The sequence below is a fragment of the Hydrogenophaga sp. YM1 genome, assembly GCF_016903055.1.
In the GTDB taxonomy this organism is placed as follows: domain Bacteria; phylum Pseudomonadota; class Gammaproteobacteria; order Burkholderiales; family Burkholderiaceae_C; genus Hydrogenophaga; species Hydrogenophaga borbori.
The window spans coordinates 1,504,487-1,527,018 of sequence record NZ_CP070223.1; the positions used below are offsets into that span (position 1 = coordinate 1,504,487).

At 66.4% G+C, this 22,532-nt stretch carries 23 protein-coding genes; 11 read left to right on the forward strand and 12 right to left on the reverse strand.

Annotated elements, in window-relative coordinates:
* Nucleotides 1–68: 68 nt before the first annotated feature.
* The 4 genes from JNX00_RS07220 to JNX00_RS07235 are packed head-to-tail and all read left to right on the forward strand — an operon-like array spanning nt 69 to nt 3,427.
* The gene (locus JNX00_RS07220) at nt 69–605 is read left to right on the forward strand and encodes a gluconokinase (RefSeq protein ID WP_070400658.1); all 537 of its coding nucleotides are present in this window, start codon (nt 69–71) and stop codon (nt 603–605) included.
* A complete protein-coding gene (locus JNX00_RS07225; RefSeq protein ID WP_070400657.1) occupies nt 602–1,081 on the forward strand; it encodes a TRAP transporter small permease in 480 nt (159 codons plus the stop codon). Before JNX00_RS07220 ends, JNX00_RS07225 begins: the two co-directional genes overlap by 4 nt.
* Entirely contained in the window at nt 1,078–2,355 is a 1,278-nt protein-coding gene (locus tag JNX00_RS07230; RefSeq protein ID WP_070400656.1) for a TRAP transporter large permease subunit, read from the forward strand. The genes JNX00_RS07225 and JNX00_RS07230 overlap by 4 nt, the downstream gene beginning before the upstream one ends.
* 55 nt (nt 2,356–2,410) lie before the next feature.
* Complete coding sequence (locus JNX00_RS07235) at nt 2,411–3,427, forward strand: TRAP transporter substrate-binding protein (RefSeq protein WP_070400655.1); 1,017 nt, start codon at nt 2,411–2,413, stop codon at nt 3,425–3,427.
* 59 nt (nt 3,428–3,486) lie between these two features.
* Here JNX00_RS07235 and JNX00_RS07240 read toward each other — a convergent pair whose 3' ends face one another.
* Nucleotides 3,487–4,146 carry a hypothetical protein gene (locus JNX00_RS07240; RefSeq protein WP_204744529.1) on the reverse strand — a complete coding sequence of 220 codons (660 nt, stop codon included), beginning with the start codon at nt 4,144–4,146 and terminating at the stop codon, nt 3,487–3,489.
* Nucleotides 4,147–4,373: 227 nt separating this feature from the next.
* Between JNX00_RS07240 and JNX00_RS07245 the strand changes: the two genes are divergently transcribed.
* On the forward strand, nt 4,374–4,871 hold the full coding sequence (locus JNX00_RS07245) for a VOC family protein (protein WP_070400653.1): 498 nt from the start codon (nt 4,374–4,376) through the stop codon (nt 4,869–4,871).
* A gap of 22 nt (nt 4,872–4,893) precedes the next feature.
* On the opposite strand, the gene JNX00_RS07250 is transcribed toward JNX00_RS07245, so the two are convergent.
* From JNX00_RS07250 to JNX00_RS07270, 5 genes are all read right to left on the reverse strand, one after another.
* Nucleotides 4,894–5,322, reverse strand: coding sequence for a VOC family protein (locus JNX00_RS07250; RefSeq protein WP_204744530.1), 429 nt, complete (start codon nt 5,320–5,322; stop codon nt 4,894–4,896).
* Between the two features lie 87 nt (nt 5,323–5,409).
* Nucleotides 5,410–6,396: an FAD:protein FMN transferase gene (locus tag JNX00_RS07255; RefSeq protein ID WP_204744531.1), complete on the reverse strand. Its 987-nt coding sequence runs from the start codon at nt 6,394–6,396 to the stop codon at nt 5,410–5,412.
* Entirely contained in the window at nt 6,377–8,584 is a 2,208-nt protein-coding gene (locus JNX00_RS07260) for a PepSY domain-containing protein (protein ID WP_204744532.1), read from the reverse strand. The genes JNX00_RS07255 and JNX00_RS07260 overlap by 20 nt, the downstream gene beginning before the upstream one ends.
* 10 nt (nt 8,585–8,594) lie before the next feature.
* Nucleotides 8,595–9,071 carry a DUF2271 domain-containing protein gene (locus JNX00_RS07265; protein ID WP_204744533.1) on the reverse strand — a complete coding sequence of 159 codons (477 nt, stop codon included), beginning with the start codon at nt 9,069–9,071 and terminating at the stop codon, nt 8,595–8,597.
* 25 nt (nt 9,072–9,096) lie between these two features.
* On the reverse strand, nt 9,097–9,438 hold the full coding sequence (locus JNX00_RS07270; RefSeq protein WP_204744534.1) for a PepSY domain-containing protein: 342 nt from the start codon (nt 9,436–9,438) through the stop codon (nt 9,097–9,099).
* 1,066 nt (nt 9,439–10,504) lie between these two features.
* Between JNX00_RS07270 and JNX00_RS07280 the strand changes: the two genes are divergently transcribed.
* From JNX00_RS07280 to JNX00_RS07295, 4 genes are all read left to right on the forward strand, one after another.
* Entirely contained in the window at nt 10,505–11,173 is a 669-nt protein-coding gene (locus JNX00_RS07280; RefSeq protein WP_204744536.1) for a hypothetical protein, read from the forward strand.
* Between the two features lie 8 nt (nt 11,174–11,181).
* Nucleotides 11,182–11,430: a hypothetical protein gene (locus JNX00_RS07285; RefSeq protein ID WP_204744537.1), complete on the forward strand. Its 249-nt coding sequence runs from the start codon at nt 11,182–11,184 to the stop codon at nt 11,428–11,430.
* A 380-nt stretch (nt 11,431–11,810) separates the two neighbouring features.
* Complete coding sequence (locus JNX00_RS07290; RefSeq protein WP_204744538.1) at nt 11,811–13,637, forward strand: ATP-binding protein; 1,827 nt, start codon at nt 11,811–11,813, stop codon at nt 13,635–13,637.
* A gap of 140 nt (nt 13,638–13,777) precedes the next feature.
* Complete coding sequence (locus tag JNX00_RS07295; RefSeq protein ID WP_204744539.1) at nt 13,778–14,533, forward strand: hypothetical protein; 756 nt, start codon at nt 13,778–13,780, stop codon at nt 14,531–14,533.
* Between the two features lie 203 nt (nt 14,534–14,736).
* On the opposite strand, the gene JNX00_RS07300 is transcribed toward JNX00_RS07295, so the two are convergent.
* Complete coding sequence (locus JNX00_RS07300; RefSeq protein ID WP_204744540.1) at nt 14,737–14,979, reverse strand: helix-turn-helix transcriptional regulator; 243 nt, start codon at nt 14,977–14,979, stop codon at nt 14,737–14,739.
* Between the two features lie 130 nt (nt 14,980–15,109).
* On the opposite strand from JNX00_RS07300, the gene JNX00_RS07305 reads away from it, so the two are divergent.
* A complete protein-coding gene (locus tag JNX00_RS07305; RefSeq protein WP_239478273.1) occupies nt 15,110–15,595 on the forward strand; it encodes a hypothetical protein in 486 nt (161 codons plus the stop codon).
* Here the strand turns inward: JNX00_RS07305 and JNX00_RS07310 are convergent.
* From JNX00_RS07310 to JNX00_RS07330, 5 genes are all read right to left on the reverse strand, one after another.
* On the reverse strand, nt 15,564–16,460 hold the full coding sequence (locus tag JNX00_RS07310; protein WP_204744541.1) for a 2-hydroxy-3-oxopropionate reductase: 897 nt from the start codon (nt 16,458–16,460) through the stop codon (nt 15,564–15,566). The genes JNX00_RS07305 and JNX00_RS07310 overlap by 32 nt on opposite strands.
* A 26-nt stretch (nt 16,461–16,486) precedes the next feature.
* Complete coding sequence (locus JNX00_RS07315) at nt 16,487–17,278, reverse strand: aldolase/citrate lyase family protein (RefSeq protein WP_204744542.1); 792 nt, start codon at nt 17,276–17,278, stop codon at nt 16,487–16,489.
* 56 nt (nt 17,279–17,334) lie between these two features.
* The gene (gudD, locus tag JNX00_RS07320) at nt 17,335–18,690 is read right to left on the reverse strand and encodes a glucarate dehydratase (RefSeq protein ID WP_204744543.1); all 1,356 of its coding nucleotides are present in this window, start codon (nt 18,688–18,690) and stop codon (nt 17,335–17,337) included.
* A gap of 7 nt (nt 18,691–18,697) precedes the next feature.
* Nucleotides 18,698–19,648, reverse strand: a complete 951-nt coding sequence (locus JNX00_RS07325) for a tripartite tricarboxylate transporter substrate binding protein (protein WP_204744544.1) — start codon at nt 19,646–19,648, stop codon at nt 18,698–18,700.
* A 124-nt stretch (nt 19,649–19,772) separates the two neighbouring features.
* A complete protein-coding gene (locus JNX00_RS07330) occupies nt 19,773–20,801 on the reverse strand; it encodes a LacI family DNA-binding transcriptional regulator (RefSeq protein WP_204744545.1) in 1,029 nt (342 codons plus the stop codon).
* Between the two features lie 97 nt (nt 20,802–20,898).
* On the opposite strand from JNX00_RS07330, the gene garD reads away from it, so the two are divergent.
* On the forward strand, nt 20,899–22,530 hold the full coding sequence (garD, locus tag JNX00_RS07335; protein ID WP_204744546.1) for a galactarate dehydratase: 1,632 nt from the start codon (nt 20,899–20,901) through the stop codon (nt 22,528–22,530).
* Nucleotides 22,531–22,532: the final 2 nt, after the last annotated feature.

Genomic DNA, 22,532 nt, shown 5'->3' on the forward strand with positions numbered 1-22,532 from the left:
ACGCGACACCCGCAGACGGTCCTGTTCCCAGGGCCGTTTCTTTCGGATTCATTGGACAGCGCTACCAAATGGCTTTGAACCCTGTTCCCACCCGCCTCGTCGTCATGGGCGTGGCCGGTTGCGGCAAATCCAGCCTCGGCCAGCAAAGCGCTGCCGCGCTGGGCCTGCCGCTGCTGGAGGGCGACGATTTCCACCCGCCCGCCAACCTGGCCAAGATGCGCGGCGGCATCGCCCTCAGCGACGAGGACCGCGCCGCCTGGCTCGACACCCTGGCCGCCCAGCTCGCCGCGCGCGCCGACGGCGTGGTGCTCACCTGCTCGTCGCTCAAGCGCCGCTACCGCGAGCGCCTGCGCGCCGCGGCCCCGGGCCTGCGCTTCGTGTTCCTGCAACTGAGCCGCGAGCAGGCGCGCGATCGCGTGGCCACGCGCCCTGGCCACCTGTTCCCGGTGAGCCTGGTCGACAGCCAGTTCGAGGCGCTGGAAGATCCTTCGCTGGAGCCCGGCGTGCTGGCGCTGGATGCCATGCGCCCGCTGCCCGAACTCGTGAATGCCGTGGCGGACTGGGTGCGCGCCGTGCCCGCGCCGGACGAGGAGGTGCGCGCATGAAAGCCCTGAACGCGATCAAGCACCTGGCCGAGGGCCTGCTGGCCCTGTGTCTGCTGGGCATGGTGGTGGCGGTGTTCGGCAACGTGGTGCTGCGCTACGTGTGGGGCACGGGTTGGGTGGTGTCCGAGGAGCTGTCCCGCCTGCTGTTCGTCTGGCTGGTCTCCGTCGCGGCCACGCTGACCTTCGCCGAGGGCAAGCACCTGGGCTTCGATCTGGTGACCACGCGCCTGAGCGGCAAGCCCGCGGCGGCCCTGCGCTGGCTCACGCGCGCGCTCATCGGCCTGTCGCTGTACTACCTCATCGCCGGCGCCTGGGCCCAGGTGGTGGTGGGCATGAACAGCCGCAGCCCGGTGATGAACTACCCGCTGTCGCTGGCGGCGGGCGCCATCTTCGTGATGGGCGTGTGCATGGCCCTGCTGCTGGCGCTGCAGGCCGTGAACGAGCTGCGCGGCGGGCGCGAAGGAGGTGCCGCATGACCATCGCGCTCTTCCTGCTGGTGCTGTTCGCCGCCATGACGGTGGGCGTGCCCATCGCCTTCGCGCTCATGCTCACGGCGCTGGCGCTGATGGTGCAGCTCGACTTCTTCGACGCCCAGCTGCTGGCGCAGAACGTGCAGGCCGGCTTCGACAGCTTCCCCCTGCTGGCCGTGCCCTTCTTCATCCTGGCTGGCGAGCTCATGAACGCCGGCGGCCTGAGCCGGCGCATCATCGACCTGGCCCGCGCCTTCGTGGGGCACATCCCGGGCGGCCTGGGTTACGTGGCGATCGCGGCCTCCGTCATGCTGGCCTCGATGAGCGGCTCGGCCATCGCCGACACCGCCGCGCTGGCCACGCTGCTGCTGCCCATGATGCGCCAGCAGCGCTACCCCGAGGGCACCAGCGCCGGCCTCATCGCCTCGGGCGGCATCATCGCGCCCATCATCCCGCCGTCCATGCCCATGGTGATCTACGGCGTGACCACCAACACCTCGATCAGCAAGCTGTTCCTCGCGGGCATCGTGCCTGGCCTGCTGATGGCGGTGAGCCTGGTCCTGGTGTGGCGCCGCGTCTCGCGCAAGGAACAGCTGCCCGTGGCCGAGAAGACCAGCTGGGCGCAGCGCCGCGCGGTGCTGAGCTCCAGCATCTGGGCGCTGTTCATGCCGGTGATCATCATCGGCGGCCTTCGGCTGGGCCTGTTCACGCCCACCGAGGCGGCGGTGGTGGCGGCCGTGTACGCGCTCATCGTGGCCATGTTCGTGTACCGCGAGCTCAGCGTGGCGGGCCTGTACCGCGTGTTCGTGGACGCCGCCCGCACCACCGGCGTGGTGATGTTCCTGTGCGGCGCCGCCACGGCGGCCAGCTACATGATCACCCTGGCCGACCTGCCCAACGAACTGGCAGGCGTGATGGGCCCCCTGCTGCAGAACCCCTACCTCTTCATGGCGGTGGTGGCCGTGTTCCTGCTTGCCGTGGGCATGGTGATGGACCTCACGCCCACCATCCTGATCCTGGCGCCGGTGCTCGCGCCGCTCGCCGCCAAGGCCGGCATCGACCCGGTGTACTTCGGCTTCGTCTTCATCTTCATCGGCTGCCTGGGCCTGCTCACGCCGCCCGTGGGCACGGTGCTCAACGTGGTGGCCGGCGTGGGCGGCCTGCGCATGGAGCCGGTGATCCGCGGGGTGATGCCCTTCCTGCTGGTCTATGTCGCCATGCTGGCCTTGCTGATCGGCTTCCCCGCGATCGTGTTGCAGCCACTCAAGTGGATGTTCTGAACCCCTTCCCGTTTTCACCCGACGGCGCACGCCGCCAACAACCCAGGAGATGACCATGAAATTCAAGCAACTCGCCATCACGCTGTCGGTGGCCCTGGCCACCGTGGCCGGCGGCCTGGCCCACGCGCAGGACTTCAAGCCGCGCATCATCCGTTTCGGCTACGGCCTCAACGAAGACTCCAACCAGGGCCGCGCGGTCAAGCTGTTCGCGCAAGAGGTGGAGAAGGCCTCGGGCGGCAAGATGCGCGTGCGCGCCATCGGCGCCGCCGCGCTGGGCTCGGACGTGCAGATGCAGCAGGCCCTCATCGGCGGCGCACAGGAAATGATGGTGGGCTCCACCGCCACGCTGGTGGGCATCACCAAGGAAATGGCCATCTGGGACACGCCCTTCCTGTTCAACAACGCCCAGGAAGCCGACGCCGTGCTCGACGGCCCGGTGGGCCAGAAGGTGATGGACAAGCTGCAGGAGAAAGGCCTGGTGGGCCTGGCCTACTGGGAGAACGGCTTTCGCAACCTCACCAACAACAAGCACGCCGTGGCCAAGCTGGAAGACCTGGACGGCATCAAGCTGCGCGTGATGCAGAACAACGTCTTCATCGACAGCTTCAAGACCCTGGGCGCCAACGCCGTGCCGCTGCCGTTCTCCGAGCTGTTCACCGCGCTGGAAACCAAGACCGTGGACGGCCAGGAGAACCCGTACAACACCATCCTCTCCAGCAAGTTCTACGAGGTGCAGAAGTACCTTACCGTCACCAACCACGTCTACAGCCCCTGGATCGTGACCGTGAGCAAGAAGTGGTGGGACCAGCTGAGCGCGGCCGAGCGCAAAGTGCTGGCGGACGCCGCGAAAGTGAGCCGCGACTTCGAGCGCAAGGACACGCGCGCCGAGGCCGACAAGGCCCTGGCCGAGCTCAAGGGCAAGGGCATGCAGATCAACCAGCTCAGCCCGGCCGAGGCCAACCGCATGCGCGAGAAGCTCAGCGCGGTGAACGCCGGCATTGCCAGCAACGTGGGCGAAGACCTGTGGAAAGAAACCCAGGCCGCCGTGGCCAAGGCGCGCGGCGGCAAGTAAGCCGCCTGCCTCAGCAGAAGCCGGCCCTCGGGCCGGCTTTTTTCATGGGTGCGTTGCGGTCATTTCGCGGGCCGTACGCGCGACAGCAGTTCGGCGTCGAGCACACCCGCCCCTTGCGGATGGGTGGCCGGCCGCTCCACATGGCGTTTGATGGTGGCCAGACCGTCCTGGGGTGCGCTCCAGCGCGTCTCGACCTCGCCGAAGCTGTCGGTCCACTGCAACTGCCACGCCTTGAAGGTGCCGGCGGGCACGGTGACGTCGCCGTAGGACAGCACCTTCCACTGGATGGTGTTCTTCATCTTGCCGCCCGTGGCAAAGAGGGTCAGCTCGTGGCTGGACGTCCAGGTCTTGCCGACCTCCAATGGCCACCGATAGCCAATGGGCGGGTTGAACGCCATCAGCGGTGTGCCGTCGGGCCGCAGGGTGGCCAGCTGATCGAAGCTGACCGGGTCGTACAGGCCCACCCCCGCCTGCGGCGAGCCGAAGGCCACCACGGGTTGGCCCTGCCAGGTGGCTGGCGCATGGGTCCACACCACCGTGCCGTCAAAGTTGCCCAGGCTGCCCGAGCTCTTGCGGTGGTAGGTGGTGACGGTGCCCATGGGGTCGACCACCATCCTGTCCGCCACGGGCGGCGCGCTGGCGCAACCGCTGGCCAGAAGAATGGACGCCGTCGCGGTGACGGCCAGCAGCGAAACGGAAACGGTGCGTCGGTTGGGCATGGTGCCTCCTGGGGTGGATGGGTGGGGCCGGGATGTCTTTCCTGCCGTGTGCCACTCTAGGTGGGCGTGCACCCGCCAATCTGACGCGCGTCAACGAACCGCACCGCCGTGCGCGCGCAGGCGGGGATCGCCGAGGCGGGTTGATGGGCGTCAAGTCGCGGGCCCTGTAAGCTGGACCCCACAACGCCGTGCGGGGCGTGCCCGCTCACAGCATCAGGAGACGCTGAATGCCCGCCAAGAACACCATCTGCCTCTGGTACGAGCGCGACGCGCTCGACGCCGCGCGCTTCTATGCCGCGACCTTTCCCGACAGCGCGGTGGGCCGCGTGATGCACGCGCCCGGCGACTACCCGTCGGGCCAGGCGGGCAATGTCCTCACCGTCGAGTTCACCGTGCTGGGCATTCCCTGCCTGGGCCTCAACGGCGGCCCCGCCTTCCAGCAGAGCGAGGCCTTCTCATTCCAGGTGGCCACCGACGACCAGGCCGAGACCGACCGCCTGTGGAACGCCATCGTGAACAACGGCGGCCAGGAAAGCGAATGCGGCTGGTGCAAGGACAAGTGGGGCGTGTCCTGGCAGATCACGCCGCGGGTGCTGACCGAGGCCGTCAACGACCCCGACCGCGCGGCCGCCAAGCGCGCCTTCGACGCCATGATGACCATGCGCAAGATCGACGTGGCGGCGATCGAGAAGGCCTGGCGCGGCGAGGCCCGCCCGGCGCGCTGAAACCGGGCGAGCGGGGCCGGTTTCAGAAGCGGATGCTGACCGAGGCCGCGCTGCGCTCGGCCTCGCCGTGGTACACGGCCTCGATGTTGTTGCCGTCCGGGTCGAGCACAAAAGCCGCGTAGTAGCCCGGGTGGTAGGGGCGCTCGCCAGGGGCGCCGTTGTCGCGCCCGCCATGGGCCAGGGCGGCCTTGTGGAAGGCGTCCACCGCCGCGCGGCTGGCGGCCTGGAAGGCCAGGTGGTGGCGGCCGGTGAGATGGCCTTGCGCGGCGATGCTGTCGGCGGTGGAGACGAAGAGCTCATCGGCCCAGAAGTAGCTGTCGTCGCTGCCGCCGATGGGAATGCCCAGGGTGTCGAAGACGGCGGTGTAGAAGCGCTGCGAGGCCGCGAGGTCGCGCACCACGAGCTGGATGTGGTCGATGAGCCGGCCACGGTGCAGTTGCTGGGTTGCCATGCGGGAAGCCTCCTTGGTGGGTTCGGGCGAAGGGGCATTCTGGCGGCACCGGGCCCTGGCGTCATCCCCGCGGGGCGCACTCGAAGGTCATCCGTTGGCCGGCTCTGCGGATTCGCCCAACCGGCCCAGCCCCAGCGCCACCAAGCCTTCTGCCCTGCGCAGCAGGAACAGCGCATCCAGCCCCATGCCTTGTGCCATGGCCAGACCGTCGTCGGGACCCGCCACCAGCAAGGCCGTGGCCCAGGCGTCTGCGTGCATGCCCGTGCGCGCCAGCACGGTGACCGACGCCACCGCGTTGTTCACCGGCGCCCGGCGGTGCGGGTCCATGGTGTGGGCCAGGCGCGCATCGCCCACCCGCAGGAAGCGCCGATAGTCGCCCGAGGTGGCCACCGCCAGGTCCTCCAGCTCGATGACACCGTGCACCGCGCGCAGCCCCACCTCGGGGCGTTCGAGCGCCACGGCCCAGGGCGCGCCGCCGGCCTGGCGACCCAGGGCGCGCAGCTCGCCGTCCAGCGCGGCCAGTGCGTGCCGCACGCCGTGCCGTTGCAGCACCGCGACCATGCGGTCCACCGCGTAGCCTTTGGCAATGCCGCACAGGTCGAGCTGGAGGGGCGTGCTCTTTCGGGCACGGCCGGCGGACCGTTCCAGCTCAAGGCCTGCGTGCGCCATGGGCGGCCTGGGCTGGCGCGCGGCGCGGATGGCATCCGCGTCGGGTGCGTCGCGCACCGCGCCGAAGCCCCAGGCGTCGACCAGGTCCCCCACGCAGGGATCGAACGCACCCGCACTCAGGCCCTGGACATCGAGCGCGCAGTCCAGCACCTCCAGCATTTCAGCGGGCAGGTCCACCCAGGTGCCCACAGGCGCGCGGTTCAGGCGCATGAGGTCGCTGTCCGGCTTCCAGGGCGACATCTGTTCGTCTACCTGCGCCACGGCGGCCGCAAGGTCCAGGCGCAAGGCCGCCAGGTCCAGGGTGTTGTCGGTGTCGAGCGTGGCCGACCAGCGCGTGCCCATGGTCGGGCCGTGCAGGGTGGTGTGCCTGCCCGTCACAGCCGCTTCAGAAGACGTCTTCGGCATAGCGCTCGCTGGCTTTGAGTTGGGCCACGCTCAGCCGCAGTGGCGCCAGCACCGCGTCCAGCGCCTCGGCGACGCCCTGCGCCATGGCGCGGCCGCCGCAGACGCGCACGATGGCGCCCCGTGCGACCTGCTCGCGCAGCTGTTCGGCGTCGCGTCGCAGGGCATCCTGCACATAGCCCCCACCGTCGGGCACGCGGGAGAAGGCCGTGTGCAAGGTGGTCAGGCGCCCCTCCGCGAGCCAGCGCTGGATGTCGGGGCCGAAGTAGAAGTCCCGCGCCGGGTCGCGCCCGCCAAAGTACAGGTGCATGGGGCGGTGCCTGTGGTTGCGGCGGATGAACCCGGCCAGCGGTGCCACGCCGGTGCCCGCACCGATCAGCAGCACGGGCCGGCGCGTTCGCGGCAACGCAAAACCCGGGTTGGCCCGGATGAAGGCGCTGACACCGTCCCCCAGCTTCAGGCCCAGCAAATGCGTGGAGCACAGACCGCCGGCCATCTGACGCACGCAGATTTCCAGGAAGCCATCTTGCTGGCCCGAGGCCAGCGAGTAGTAGCGCGGCACGGCCGACCCCGGCGGCAGGATGCCCACGAGGTCGCCCGCTGCAAACCGCGCCAGGCCGTGCCCGCGCAGGCGCTGGCCCAGGCGCTGTGCCGGCCACGCAAAGCGCAGGATCGCCGTGGCCGGCCCGGCGCCACCGTTGTAGTCCCGGCGCTCGATCAGCGTGAGCGTCGTGGTGGGCGGAACGCGCGGCACATGCTCCAGCACCAGCGGTTTGCCCAGCGCCTGTGCCAAGGCAAGGCCCCAGCGCGCGAACTGCTGGCTCGATTGCTGGTGGATGCATTCGAGCGGCAGCAGCGAGGGCCAGCCCTGCGCGCGCAGCGTCTGGTCCAGCGCTTGCGCAAAGGCGCAGAAGGCCGGGAACTGCCGGTCGCCAAAGCCCAGCACCGTCACTGGCACGGCGCCGGCCTTGAGCTGGGCGATGCGCGCCAGGGCATGGCTGGCGTGGGCCGGGGCCTGGCCTTCGCCATAGGTGGCCGCCAGCACGAACACCTGCCGCGTGGCGGCGGTGGTTTGAAAGTTCTCCAGCGCGCTGGTGTGCACGCGCAGGCCCAGCTGGCTCAGCGCGTCCTGCAGCGTTTGTGCAAAGCCCCAGGTGCTGCCGCCTTCGCTGGCCACGTAGATCAACACGTCGGCCTGTGCCAGCGGGGTGTTGCCCGTGATCTTTGGCGCCTGGCGGCGGGCTTGCCACCAGATGACCACGCCCGACAGCCAGAACAGCAGCACGCTGGCGCCCACGGCTCCGAGCACCACGGCCCAGGGCCAGGCCGATTCGCCCGTGTGCAGCACCACGGCCAGGTCGTACACGCGCTGCGCCACGGTGGCTTGCTGCCAGGCCAGCAGGTGCCCCGAGTAGCGGTCGATCCAGCCTTGACCTTGGGCCGTGGCGACTGTCCAGGTGTCCTCTGGGTCGGTGGTGCCGGGAACATTCAGCTTGCGCAGGTCCCGCACGGCCATGGCTTGAAGCGGGGCCAGCTGGGCGGCGGGCAGCGCCGGTTGGCCGGTGGCCACCGACAGCATGTCGGGCTCTGTCCCGGCGTCCAGCGCGACCAAGCCCAGGGTGGACGCGCTCATGGTCAGCGCCGTGAGCGATGTGAGGCTCAGGACGACGAGCACCACCCGGCCGGTGACCACATGAATGCGTTGCGCCAGCGAGCCACGCACCCGCGCCCCCAGGCGCCGCCAGCCCCCCATGCGACGCAGCAGCAGCACCAGGGCAGAGGCGCACACCAGGCCCATGGCCAGCGCAATGCCCGCCGCGCCCCAGCGCCCGGCGTCGCCCAACAGCAGCGAGCGGTGCAGGTTCTTCACCCAGCGCGGCAGCGCCGCGGCTTGCCACGCGCCCAGCACCCGGCCGTCGGCCGGGTCCACGTAAGACGCCTGCGGCTGGTCGCCTGCAAAGCTGAACACCACGATGGCGCCCGAGGGCAGGTGCCGGATTTCTTCCGCGTCGGGCACCGTGCGCATCACGCGCTCCACCAGTGTCGCCACCGGAAGATCGCCCGGTGCGGCGGGTGCCTGCCACGCCTGCTGCACCGGATCGATCGCCAATACGGCGCCGGTAACGCCCAGCAGCACGGCCAGGCAGCCCAGCGTCAGACCCAGCCAGCGGTGGATGGCCTTCCAGGTCACGCGAGACCCTTCACTTGAACTCGAAGGTCGCGGACTGGATGTACTGCTTGCCGGGCTGTGGCTTGCCGGCGTTGGCGGTGGACAGCGGAATGCGGACCTCCGACGGGCTGTCGCGCATGTCTTCTGCCGCCGCGTCCATGCGGATCTCGTAGCCCGCGTCGATCAGCGCATCGGCCAGGTCGGCCGTCACCTTCAGGGTGCGCCCCGCGCCCACGCTGGCGCCGGTGACGCCGTCCAGCCGCTTGGCGTCACCAGCCGAAAGGCGGCTCCAGTCGGACAAGTGCTTGTGGTACTTGGCCTTGCCGCCGGCGACCCACAGCGTTTTCACATAGGCACCCTTGGCATCGGTGAGGTACGCGGCGATGTAGGCGCCGTCGCCGCCGTAGTTCTTGAGCTGGGCGGTCAGCGTGAGCGGGCGGCTGTGGGCCAGCGCGGGAACGGCCAACGCGCAAGCGGTGGCCAGAAGGCTTGAAAGTGGTTTGGACATGGCGGTGTTCCTGTGGGGATGGGGGTTATTCGGTGCGGCGATCGCGATCGCGATCCCGGTCGCGCTCACGGTCGCGGTCACGTTGGTGGTCGTCCTGCTTGAACTTCAAGACCTTCAGGGTTTCCGGATCGATCCGCGCCTTGAAGTTGCGGCCTTGGGCATCGGTCCCCCGCACTTCGTAGCAGCCGTCGTCGATCTTGAGCCGCTGTATCTGCCAGCCTTGAGCGACCGCCATCTGCCGCACGGCGTCGCGCGACTGCCAGCGATTCAGCGGTGCATCGCAGTCGTCGTCGGCCAGAGCGGGCAGCGCCGTGAGGCAGAGCGACAGCGCCAGCAAGCCGTGGCGCAAAGCGGGTTGGCGTTTCATGGGAGGTGCTTTCAAGGCGGGTCAGCGCGAGACATGCCTGCCGTCTGGACACGCATTCGCGCCTGCAGGCCGAACGGCGCGTTCATCTTCTGTTCATCGCCCAGAAGGCCATCACCGGTGGATGGACTCGACCCACTGGCTGAACGCCACCGGGAGCGGGGTGGCCTTGTTGGCTATTGCAATCAGTGTGGACCTGACCCGGGGTGCCGGGCTTGATTTGGATCATCTGGAGCCATTTTTCTGTCCTTCGCCGGCGATGGCTGGGTGAGGGCGGCTCTGCCGGGTTTGGGGGGACAGTTCCAGACGGGGGGCTGCGGGCCGAACTGCTGCAACGAACATGTGCCCTTTGATTCGCTGCGGACAGCCGTAGCCACGACAACTGGGTCAGGTCAGCCGTCCCGGACGCCGAGCGAACTTGGCCGCCGCATTCTTCTATTTCCAGAAACTGCAACTTTCTCACGCTAGCGGTTATGCATTCCACATGTTGAGGATGTCGCCGGCGTGTCGATCTCTTTAGATTGGAAACAGCACACTGCGTGTGCGTGGCGTCTCGGTCCGCTGCTTTAGCTAAACCAGTGGCACGAGAAGCATCCGATGTAGTTCAACCCTGAAGAGGAGATCTGACATGAGGAAAGGAATTGTTTTGCTCTTGGTGGCATTGGCGACGATCTCGTTTGCGCATGCGCATTCAGGCGGCACCGACAAGAACGGTTGTCACGCTGGCTCGAAGCCGTATCACTGCCACTGAAGATCGGTTGGCCGGCGTTGGAAGTTGCGCTGCCTCTCGCTATCAGGTGGCGCTGCTGTGGCGTCCTTGCTAACCCGAGTTTCGGCTTCAGACTGGACGTCGTCCTTCGAAGCTAATTTGATCAATGGCTGGGGCTAGGCAGAGGGGCCAAACGGCCGCCCTCGACCGTCTGACCTGACCCAACAGGGTTCCGACCTGAACCCGAATCGGAGACCTATGCATTAAGAGACCATGTAGAAGCGCCGTGAAGCATAGGGATACTTCATCGGGCACACTTCGGAAATCAGCGTCTGACGGGTTGTTTCCAAGGGGGCAAAAATGGCAAAAATTTCGGTCAACAAGCTGGCAGAGATGCTCGTGACGACGAGCCCTACGCGCCGTCGGCGCATCGTCTTTGACCAAAAGCACCCCTCGGCAAATATCGTTGCCCGGTATCGCCAGGCAGTCGAGCCTGTTGCCAGCTACTTGACGAACGGGCGCGACCTTGATGTGCTGAAGAATGCCTCCAGGGTACTCAGAGCGGATGGATCAGGGACCGCCTGGTCAATTGAGGACAAGACGAATACTGCCGACGCCTTGGAGCGTTTCGCTGAGTTTGCCGATCAGCTCCCAGGCGATGCGACCTATTCGCAGGGGCCGCACGATGCAGCGAAGCTGCTGATAGCAGGCGTTTCGGTCAGCGTTCGTCCGGACTTTTTGCTGACACTCGAGCGACGACGGCGGCTTTACGTGGGAGCACTGAAACTCCACTACATCAAGAACCCTGAGTCCGCGCTGAATAGAGCTGGGGCGGAGTACGTTGCAGTATTGCTTCATGAGTGGCTACGGCAATATGGGCCGGAAGGCCACACGCCACTCCACTCGCATTGCATGTCGATCGACGTCTTCAGACGTTCGGTTGTTCATGCCCCGAGGAGCCTCTCTAAGCGGTGGGATGACATCACCGCCGCGTGCGAAGAGATCGCTGTACGGTGGCCAATTCTCTAGGAGGTGAAATGTCCCTTTTTTTTCTAGAGTACGACCTACGCAAGAAGCGAGACTACCAGTCACTTTATGACGAGCTTGCACGCTTTGCTGCCGTCAGGTACCTGGAATCGGCTTGGGCATTCAAGCGCGTGAATACGACCGCAGCAGGACTACGCAATCACTTCGCGCAGTTCATCGATCCGGATGATGGGCTTATGGTGATCGAGGTGTCTGACTGGGCAGGGCGTTCCTTAGATGGCGACCCAAACAAACTGTAGTCCAGCCGCATACATGCACCGCAAGATTGCGTCTGTCAGCGCTTATTGCGAAGCCGTAGTCTGGGCTTCAAGGTCAGCTCAAGACTGGCTGCCCGTGAAGTTTGCGGATTGAAGGGCTGCGGTGACTGTTAGCTGTCGTTCGCCGCACACGCTTGTCCACGGCAGCTATGCCTTGAAACCAGCCGGAGGCGAACGATCGATCCTCGCGAGCTAGGAGTGGACCGTCGTCAACCGCCGGCCACCACAAGCGTTGTGATGCGCAACATTGCTTGCATTGTCGAGCCGCGAAAGCCTCAGGTCGGCTTACGTCGCACGAGTGGGGTGCCCTACCATTGCCTCAAAGGATAGGATTGCCCACGACAACCAATTGAGGGAGATTTATGAGACTGGAATCCGTTGCGATCAAGAACTTCCGTTGCTATCGCGAGGAAGTGATGGTTCGGATCGACGACCTCACAACGTTTGTTGGCAAGAACGACATCGGAAAATCATCCGTACTCGAGGCCTTGGAGATCTTCTTCAACAACGAAGTCGTGAAGATCGAAGCCGGCGACGCCAATGTCTACAGCGGCGATTCGAAGATTTCTATCACCTGCGAGTTTGCGGACCCACCAGATTCACTCACGCTGGATGCTGGAGCAGAAACCACGCTAGCCGGCGAACATCTGTTGACGGCAGCGGGTACGCTTAAGATTCAGAAGGTCTACGATTGCAAGAGCAAGGTGCCTAGTGTCGAAGTCTTCGTCGTAGCTCAGCATCCGACCGCCGAAGGGGTCACTGGTCTGCTCGATCTCAAAGAGAAGGAACTACAGGCGTTGGTGAAGGCTAAAGGCCTCGCCGTCCAGCTCAAAGGCAATCCCGGTATGCGCAAAGCGTTGTGGGACGCCGAGGCCGATCTCAAGTTGGCCGAAGTCACGCTGGCGTTGACGAAACCGAAGGAAGACAGCAAACGCATCTGGGAGCAGCTCGAATGCCACTTGCCGATGTTTGCGCTGTTCCAAAGCGATCGGAACAGTCGGGATTCTGATGGGGAGGTCCAGACACCGATGAAAGCGGCTGTCGCCGCAGCAATCGCTGAGGTTCAGGATGAAATCGATCTGATCCAAAAAATGGTTAAGGAGAAAGCCGAGGAAATCGCGCGCAACACGCACGAGGCTCTCATGGCCATCGATCCCAACCTTGCCAAGGAGCTGATCCCGCAATTCACACCCCCGACCACCGCGAAGTGGACCGGCCTGTTCTCCGTCAACATGGAGACTGATGACGGCATTCCTCTCAACAAGCGCGGCAGCGGCGTTAGACGACTGGTGCTTGTTAGCTTCTTCAAAGCGGCGGCAGAACGGCGGTTGGCGACCGGTGGTAGCACACGCAACATCATCTATGCAATCGAAGAGCCCGAGACCGCGCAGCATCCAAACAACCAGAAGATTCTGATCGAGTCCTTCAAAGCACTCGCTGGAGAGAATGGTTACCAAGTGCTGCTAACGACGCACAGCCCTGGATTTGCCGCCGAACTGCCTACTGACAGCATCCGGTTCGTCACACGAGACGCCACCGGCAACCCGACCATTGAGGCAGGTGTCGATGTGTTCGCTCAAGTGGCTCAGGCTTTGGGCGTGGTTGCCGACAGCAAGATCAAGGTCTTGCTATGCGTTGAAGGACCGACAGATGTGACTGCCCTAAAGTGCCTAAGCCGCGCATTGCATCTCGGCGATGCGACCATCCCCGACTTGGGTACTGACGGGCGGGTGGCGTTTATCGTGCTCGGCGGCTCGACGCTGCAGCATTGGGTCACCGAGCACTACCTCAAGGCGCTGGGCCGTCCCGAGGTTCATATCTACGACAGTGACGTAGCGACCTATGGTGCATCGGTTGCCACGGTTAATCGGCGCTCCGACGGCTCTTGGGCACTGCAGACGTCTAAGTACGAAATCGAGAACTATCTGCATGCCGATGCTATTCAGGAAGCGTTCGGCGTTACTTTTGTGGTGCCCGATCAGCGGGATGCTGCAGGCAAGGCGGTTCCTGCGCTGTTCTCTGCTGCACTGTTTGCGGCAAATCCAATCGGCAATCCGATCAGCGACAGCACTGCCAAAAAGCGGCTGGCGAACCAAGCCTTTCCGCGCATGACAGCAGCCCGCCTCCAGCAGCGCGATCCAGCCGGCGAGGTGGAGGGTTGGCTACGAAAAATCGAGGCCATGCTCTGACGTATCAGAGCACCTAAAATAAGGATATAGAAGTCAATTTGACACCAACCTCGTGGTGTTGCGGGTGCATTCAGCATACGCGGCGACCGGCAGATTTGAACCACAGATCGATACGACCTGCACCATATTAAGAGTCACCCATGTACACAGCTCACCCAGTTTTCGTACAGCCAGAAAATGAGGAGGTCCGCGTCTGGCGGTATATGGATTTCACAAAGTTTGTTTCATTGATAGACTCAAGACGGCTCTATTTCACTCGTGCAGACAAATTTGACGATCCGTTTGAGGGTTCGTGGCCAAAAATGAACATCATTGCACGCCAAAACATTCCGCCTGAAATTCCGGCAGAGGCGCACGAAAATTTTCGGCGTGCCATGAAGGGAATGAGTGAGTGGAATAAAAATTTGCCGCGATTTACCGCAATAAACTGCTGGCACATGAATGATCATGAATCTGCCGCGATGTGGAAACTTTATCTAAAAAGCGAAGAGGGGATAGCCATTCAATCCACATATCGAAAGCTTAGGGATGCCATTACTGCAGAGGACGATGTTTATCTTGGTGTGGTCAAATACATTGACTACGAAAGTGAATGGGTTGACGCGAAAAATCTTTTCTCACCGTTCGTTCACAAGCGCAAGAGTTTTGAACACGAACGAGAGGTTCGAGCGGTCATCTCGAAGTGGCCGACTGGAGAAACGGGTTTCGACTTTACGCAAGAAACGATTGAGCATGGAATAAATCTGAGAGTCGATCTTGAGCGACTTATCGATAATATTTACGTTGCCCCAAGCGCTCCAAACTGGCTTTCTGGCTTAGTAACTGCCGTAGTTCAGCGTTACGGGTATTCGTTTTCTGTGGTTCATTCTCGTCTGAATGAACAGCCTATGTTCTAGCCCGTCAACCAAATATTTCATCGGGACTACACAGGGGATGCTCCAGGTCGGTATGTTCTGCCAGCGATGGGATGTTGTCCTTGAAGACAACTAGTCGGACTAGGTTGGGATGAGCGCTTCAGGCCAGCAATCGCAGCGTCCGCAACCGCCGCAAATCAGCCCCTCAAAGCGAATCAGCACAAACCGGCTTGGCCTCCGCCAAGCTACTTACTCAGCAGCGCTTCGAGTGACAGTTCGTGCGAAGCCGCAAGCTTCGCTAGCGTCTGCAGCGAGGGGTTGCGCGCTTGACGCTCGATGTTCGCGACGAGGGCCCTGTTGACGCCTGATCGCTGGCTCAGTGTTTCCTGCGTGAGCATCAGCCGCTTCCTTGCCGCGACCATGTTCTGCGCCAGCACCTCTTCAATCAAGCCGTCGGTTTCGTCTCTGACAAAGGAGAGCTTGCCCATCCGCCCCTGGAGAGGCGCTGCTGTCGCCCCACGGTCTCATCTGCAGAATTTCGTGAGCCAGTTGGTTGCTCAAAACAAACCACCCCCCAACTCCCGCTGGCAACACTGGCTGCCTTTTGGGAGTTCGCACGTGTTCATCACCGCCCCCGGCCTCGTCCAGCACCTCCACCCTTCCCAGGTCGCCCCGCGCCAGACGCACTGGCCGGCCATCACGCTCGCGCTGGAGCGGCCCTGGTACCTGCTGGTTCACCGGGTCTCGTGCAAGGGCCAGACCTTGTCGCAGACCTCGCTGGTGGCCTGGGACACGACGCTGCTGGACCTGCTGGCCCGCATTCCCATGGCCGACCTCAGGGGCATTGCGCGTCTGGAGCGGCGCCGCGATGCAGGCCCCAGCTGGGCCCTGGAATGGATCAGCGCGCTGTGGGCGCCCGCGCCGGGCGAGTCGCCGGCCCTCGGCCCCTTGCTGTTCCAGCTGGGTACCGACCCGCAATTGCGCACCACCGATCGGCTGCCCGTGGCTGAGGCCGCGGGCCGGCGCCTGCTGTATGAGGCGCCTTGTCCGCCGGCCGCGCCCGGGGGCTGGCTCAGCCCTTCGCCACCGGGTGCTCGGCCATGATCTCCAGCGCCTGCACCAGCGCCGAATGGTCCAGCTCACCCAGCCCATGCGCGGCGCAGGCCTGCATCAGCTGCGCGGCGTTGGCCGTCTGCGGCAGGGCCACGCCGAGTTCGCGCGCGCCCTGCAGCGCCAGGCCCAGGTCCTTCTGGTGCAGCTTGATGCGAAAACCCGGGTTGAAGGTGCGCTTGATCATGCGTTCGCCATGCACTTCCAGGATGCGGCTGGAGGCGAAGCCGCCCATGAGGGCCTCGCGCACCTTGGCCGGGTCGGCGCCGGCCTTGCTGGCAAAGACCAGGGCCTCGCTCACGGCCGCGATGTTGAGCGCCACGATGATCTGGTTGGCCACCTTGGTGGTCTGGCCGTCGCCGTTGCCACCCACCAGGGTGATGTTCTTGCCCATGCATTCCAGCAGCGGCTTCATCCGCTGGAACACGGCCGCATCGCCGCCGCACATGATGGTGAGCGTGCCGGCCTTGGCGCCCACTTCGCCGCCCGAGACGGGCGCGTCGATGTAGTCGGCGCCGAGGGCGTTGATGCGCTGGGCGAAGTCCTTGGTGGCCATGGGCGAGATGGAGCTCATGTCGATCACCACCTTGCGCTCGCCAGCGTGGCCCTTCAGGCCTTCGGCCACGCCGTGTTCGCCGAACAGCACGGCCTCCACGTCGGGCGTGTCGGGCAGCATGGTGATGATGACCTCGGCCTCTTTCGCCACGGCGGCGGCGTTGGCCGCGCGCACGCCGCCGGCGCCGGTGATGGCCTCGGGCACCTGGCGGCGCGTGTGCACGGTTAGCTGGTGGCCTTTGTTGAGCAGTTGCAGGGCCATGGGCGTGCCCATGATGCCTAGGCCGATGAATCCGACTTTCATTCGAGTGTTCCGTTGAAGGGAGGGGGTCAGTAGCCGCTGGCGGGCTTGCTGGTCTTCATGCCGCCGCGCATGGTGGTGACCACCTGCTGCGCGCCCGCGGCCATGAGGCGCGCGTCGGAGCTGACGGTGACGAACTGGAAGCCCATGGCGATGCGCTTGAGCGCGGCCTCGGGCGTGCCGTTGTGGATGCCGGCCACCACGCCGTGCGCCTTGGCGCGCGCCAGGATGTGCTGCACGGCTTCGGCGGCCTTGGGGTCCAGGTCGTCGAAGGTGGGCTTGCAGCCCAGCGCGAGCGAGAGGTCCGAAGGCCCGATGTAGACCGCGTCCAGGCCCGGCGTGGCCAGGATGTCGTCCAGGTTGTCCAGCGCCTGCGCGGTCTCGATCATGGCGAAGGCGACGATGGTGTCGTTGGCGTGCTGGGGGTAGTCGGCGCCGCCGTAGAGCAGGGCGCGCACCGGGCCGAAGCTGCGCGTGCCGCGCGGCGCATAGTGCGTGTAGGCCACCAGCTTCTCGGCGTCGGCGCGCGTGTTCACCATGGGGCAGATGACGCCGTAGGCACCAGCGTCCAGGGCCTTCATCAGGATGCCGGGCTCCAGCCAGGGCACGCGCACCACGGGCACGGTGTTGGTGGTGCTCACGGCCTGCAGCATGGGGACCATGGCCTGGTAGTCCACCACGCCGTGCTGCAGGTCGATGGTGAGCGAGTCCCAGCCCTGGTGGGCCATGGTCTCGGCCGAGAAGCTGTTGGGGATGGCGAGCCAGCCGTTGACGGCGGCGCCGCCCTGGGCCCAGATCTCGCGCAGTCGGTTCGGTCGCATGCGGTTGCCTTGTGGGGGTGTGGAAAGAACGGCGCGATCCGGCGAAGGGATCGGCCTCAGCGGTCCATGCAGGGCCGCTTGGGGTGGAAGGTCCAGTTCGGGATCAGGTACTGCATGGCGGTGGCGTCGTCGCGCGCGCCCAGGCCGTGCTGGCGGTAGAGCTGGTGCGCCTTCTCCACCTCGGCCATGTCGAGTTCGATGCCCAGGCCGGGCTTCTGGGGCACCTGGACGTGGCCGCCCACGATCTTCAGCGGCTCTTGGGTGAGGCGCTGGCCGTCCTGCCAGATCCAGTGCGTGTCCATGGCCGTGACCTTGCCCGGCGCGGCCGCGCCCACGTGGGTGAACATGGCCAGCGAGACGTCGAAGTGGTTGTTGGAGTGCGAGCCCCAGGTCAGGCCCCAGTCGCGGCAGGTCTGGGCCACGCGCACGCTGCCGGCCATGGTCCAGAAATGCGGGTCGGCCAGCGGGATGTCCACGCTCTGCAGCGACAGCGCGTGGCTGAGCTGGCGCCAGTCGGTGGCGACCATGTTGGTGGCCGTGGGCAGGCCGGTGGCGCGGCGGAACTCGGCCATCACCTCGCGGCCCGAGAAGCCGTCCTCGGCGCCGCAGGGGTCTTCGGCGTAGGCCACCACGCCGCGCATGCGCTGGCCCAGGCGGATGGCGTCTTTCAGCAGCCAGCCGCCGTTGGGGTCGAGCGTCACGCGCGCGTCGGGAAAGCGCTCGTGCAGCGCGGTCACGGCGTCGACCTCTTCGTCGCCGCGCAGCACGCCGCCCTTGAGCTTGAAGTCGTTGAAGCCGTAGCGCTCGCGCGCGGCCTCGGCCAGGCGCACGATGGCCTCGGGCGTCATGGCCTTGTCGTGGCGCAGGCGGCACCAGGCGTCAGCGTGCTCGGGCTCGCTGGCCGGATCGGTGTAGGGCAGGGGCGTTTTGGTGCGGTCGCCCACGAAGAACAGGTAGCCCAGCATTTCCACCGAGGCGCGCTGCTGGCCTTCGCCGAGCAGTGCGGCCACGGGCACTTCCAGGTGCTGGCCCAGCAGGTCGAGCAGGGCCGATTCGATGGCGGTGACCGCGTGGATGGTGGTGCGCAGGTCGAAGGTCTGCAGGCCGCGCCCGCCGGCGTCGCGGTCGGCGAAGCGCGTGTGCAGTTCGCGCAGCACGCGCTGGTGGTCGCCGATGGAGCGGCCCAGCACCAGCTCGCGCGCGTCTTCCAGCGTCTGGCGGATCTTCTCGCCCCCGGGCACCTCGCCCACGCCCGTGCGGCCCGCGCTGTCGCGCAGGATCAGCAGGTTGCGCGTGAAGAAGGGCGCGTGCGCCCCGCTCAGGTTGAGCAGCATGCCGTCGCGGCCCGCGACAGGAATGGCGATGAGCTCGGTGATGCGCGGCGTGGCGCCGACGGGGACGGGGTTCAGCATGAAACGGTCAATCCGCTTTGATGTTGCGCGACTCGATCAGCTTCTTCCAGCGCGCGAACTCGGCCGCCTGGAACTTGGTGAATTCCTCGGGCGTGTTGGCCACGATCTCGAAGCCCACTTCAAGCAGCTTGGGCTTGATGGCGGGGTCGTTGAGCGCGTCCTTGATGGCGGCCTGCAGCTTGGTCTTCAGGTCGGCCGGAATGCCCTTGGGCGCGGCCACGGCCTGCCAGGAGTAGACGTTGGCGTCCTTGATGCCGAGCTCGTCGAGCGTGGGCACGTCGGGCAGCAGGGACGAGCGCTGGGCGCTGGTGATGGACAGCGCGCGCAGCTTGCCGGCGCGGATCTGCGGCATGGCGGTGTTGATGTTCATGAAGGACGAGTCGACCTGGTTGCCGAGCAGGTCCGTCATGACGGGGCCGCCGCCTTTGTAGGGCACGTGCACGCCGCTGGTGCCGGTCTGCTGCCAGTAGAGCTCGGCGGTGAGGTGGTCGCTGCTGCCGTTGCCGGACGAGGCGAAGGTCATCTTGCCGGGGTTGGCCTTCTGGTAGGCGATGACGTCGGCCATGCTCTTGTGCGGCGAGGCGGCGGGCACCACGAGCACGTTGGGCGCCTGCACGGCGACGGTGATGTAGTCGAAGTCCTTGGTGGCGTCGTAGGTGACCTTGGTGAGGTGCGGCGCGATGACGTAGGGGCCGAGGGAGGAGACGAACAGCGTGTGGCCGTCGGGCGCGGCGCGGGTGACGAGCGTGGCGCCGATGGTGCCGGTGGCGCCGGGCTTGTTGTCGATGACGAAGGTGCCGCCGAACTTTTCCTGCAGCTTGGGCTGCAGGGTGCGGGCGATCATGTCGGTGGAGCCGCCGGGCGGGAAGGGCACCACGATGGTGACGGTCTTGTCGGGCCAGGCCATGGCCGTGGTGAGGGTCATGGTGGCGCCGAGCGCGCACAACAGTTTTTTCATGGTGGCTTGTCTCCTGTTGGGTGGAAAGGGGTCTTCATTTGGTACCGGTACCAAATGAATCCGGTGGGCATGGTACCGGTACCAAAAGGGCCCGTCAACGCCTGTCCGTCGGGGATTTCCCGGCTCAGGTGGTTTCGCGCTCGACGATGGAGAAGCCGACGTCGAACACCGCGGGCGAGACCTCCCGCCCCTCGGCCCGGTCGATCAGGCAGCGCGCCGCCAGGCGCCCCATCTCGGCGCCGTTGATGCGCACCGTGCTCAGCGCCGGCGCCATGTCGGCCGCGAAGGACACGTCACCAAAGCCCACCAGCGCCAGGTCGTGCGGCACGGCGATGCCGCGCACGCGCGCCTCGGTGGCCACGCCCAGCGCCAGCAGGTCGGAGCTGCAGAAGATGGCGTCCACGTCCGGCGCCTGCTCCAGCAGACGGCCCAGGGCCTCGCGCCCACTGCGCAATGAGCGTGAGGCGCCCACGTTCACCACCGCCACCGGCCCGTGCCCGGCCCGCTGCACCGCTTCGGTGAAAGCACCGGCGCGGCGCTCGGCGCGTTCGTCCTCGGCGCGGATCAGCGCCAGCCGGCGGCGGCCCTTGTCGATGAGGAAGCGCGCCACCTCGCGCCCGATGTCGGCGTGCGAGAAGCCCACCAGCATGTCGATGGGCGTGGGCGTCAGGTCCCAGGTTTCCACCACCGGAATGCCCGAGGCGAGCAGCCGCGTGCGGCCCTGGCTCGGGCCCAGGATGCCGGTGAGGAAGATGCCGTCGGGCCGCCGGCCGACGATGGCCTCCAGCAAGGCCTCCTCGCGCGCGGCGGAGTAGTCGGACTGGCCGAGCATGAGCTGGTAGCCGGCGTTGAACAGGGTCTCGTTCAAGGCCTCGATGGTGGGCATGAACACCGACATCACCGTGCTCGGCACCACCGCCGCGATCAGGCGGCTGCGCGAGGACGCCAGCCCGCCGGCCATGCGGTTGGGCACGTAGCCGGTTTTCTGGATCACCTCCAGCACCTTCTGGCGCACGTCGGGCGAGACCTGCGCGGGCGTGTTCAGCACGCGCGAGACGGTGATGGGCGCGACGCCCGCGAGGCGGGCCACGTCGCGCACGGTGATGGCCCCGCTGCCGCGTCGGGCGCGCCGGGAGTTGTCGGATTCTTTCATGTGCGGCTTAGAATGGTACCGGTACCAAGCGCTCCGCGCCACGCGTCCGGTCAAGGGGCCGGGGGATGGCGGGTGCGCCGCATCATAGGAGACGCCCATGCCCGATACCCTGGCGAACCCCGCGGCCGTGGCGCCGCTGACGATCCGCATGCACGCCGAGGACAACGTGGCCATCGTCGCCAACGACGGCGGCCTGCCGCCCGGCACCGCGCTGCCCGGCGGGCCGGCGCTGCGCGAGCGGGTGCCGCAGGGCCACAAGGTGGCGCTGGTGGACCTGCCCCAGGGCGCGGCCGTGCGGCGGTATGGCGTGCCCATCGGCTACGCCTTGCAGGACATTCCCGCCGGCAGCTGGGTGCACGAGCGCCTGCTGCAGATGCCCGGCGCGCGCGGCCTGGACGACCTGCCCATGGCCACGCGTGGCGCCGCGCCGCTGCCCCCGCTGGAGGGCTTCACCTTCGAGGGCTACCGCAACCCCGACGGCTCGGTGGGCACGCGCAACCTGCTGGCCATCACCCAGACCGTGCAGTGCGTGGCCGGCGTCACCGCGTTCGCGGTGCAGCGCATCCAGGCCGAGCTGCTGCCCAAGTACCCGAACGTGGACGGCGTGGTGGCGCTGGAGCACGGCTACGGCTGCGGCGTGGCCATCGACGCGCCCGGCGCGGCGATCCCCATCCGCACCCTGCGCCACATCAGCCAGAACCCCAACTTCGGGGGCGAGCTGATGGTGGTGAGCCTGGGCTGCGAGAAGCTGCAGCCCGAGCGGCTGTTTCCCAGCGAGGGGATCCCCATTCAGGACCGCCGTGGAACCGGCTCTGACGGGCCGCTGGCGGTGCCCCCCCTCCCAGGGGGGGAGCCGCGCAGCGGCGCGGGGGGGGTGGTCTGTCTACAGGACGAGGCCCATGTGGGCTTCATGAGCATGGTCGAGTCCATCCTGCGCCAGGCCGAGGTGCACCTGAAGCGCCTGAACGCGCGCCGGCGCGAGACGGTGCCGGCCAGCGAGTTGGTGGTGGGCGTGCAGTGCGGCGGCAGCGACGCGTTTTCGGGCGTCACGGCCAACCCGGCGGTGGGCTTTTGCACCGACCTGCTGGTGCGCGCGGGCGCCAGCGTGATGTTCTCCGAGACCACCGAGGTGCGCGACGGCATCGCCCAGCTCACCGCGCGCGCCGCCACGCCCGAGGTGGCGCAGGCCCTGGTGCGCGAGATGGCCTGGTACGACGAGTACCTGAAGCGCGGCGGCGTGGACCGCAGCGCCAACACCACGCCGGGCAACAAGAAGGGCGGGCTGTCGAACATCGTCGAGAAGGCCATGGGCTCGATCGTGAAGTCGGGCAGCGCGCCGATCGCCAACGTGCTGTCGCCCGGCGAGAAGCTGCGCGCCAAGGGCCTGACCTACGCCGCCACGCCCGCGAGCGATTTCATCTGCGGCACGCTGCAGCTGGCCGCGGGCATGAACCTGCACGTGTTCACCACTGGCCGCGGCACGCCCTACGGGCTGGCGGCGGTGCCGGTGATCAAGGTGGCCACGCGCAGCGAGCTGGCGCGGCGCTGGCACGACCTGATGGACATCAACGCCGGCACCATCGCCGACGGCCAGGCCAGCATCGAGGACGTGGGCTGGGCGCTGTTCCGCTTCATGCTCGACGTGGCGAGCGGGCGCCAGAAGACCTGGGCCGAGCGCTGGAAGCTGCACAACCAGCTGGTGCTGTTCAACCCGGCGCCGGTGACCTGAGC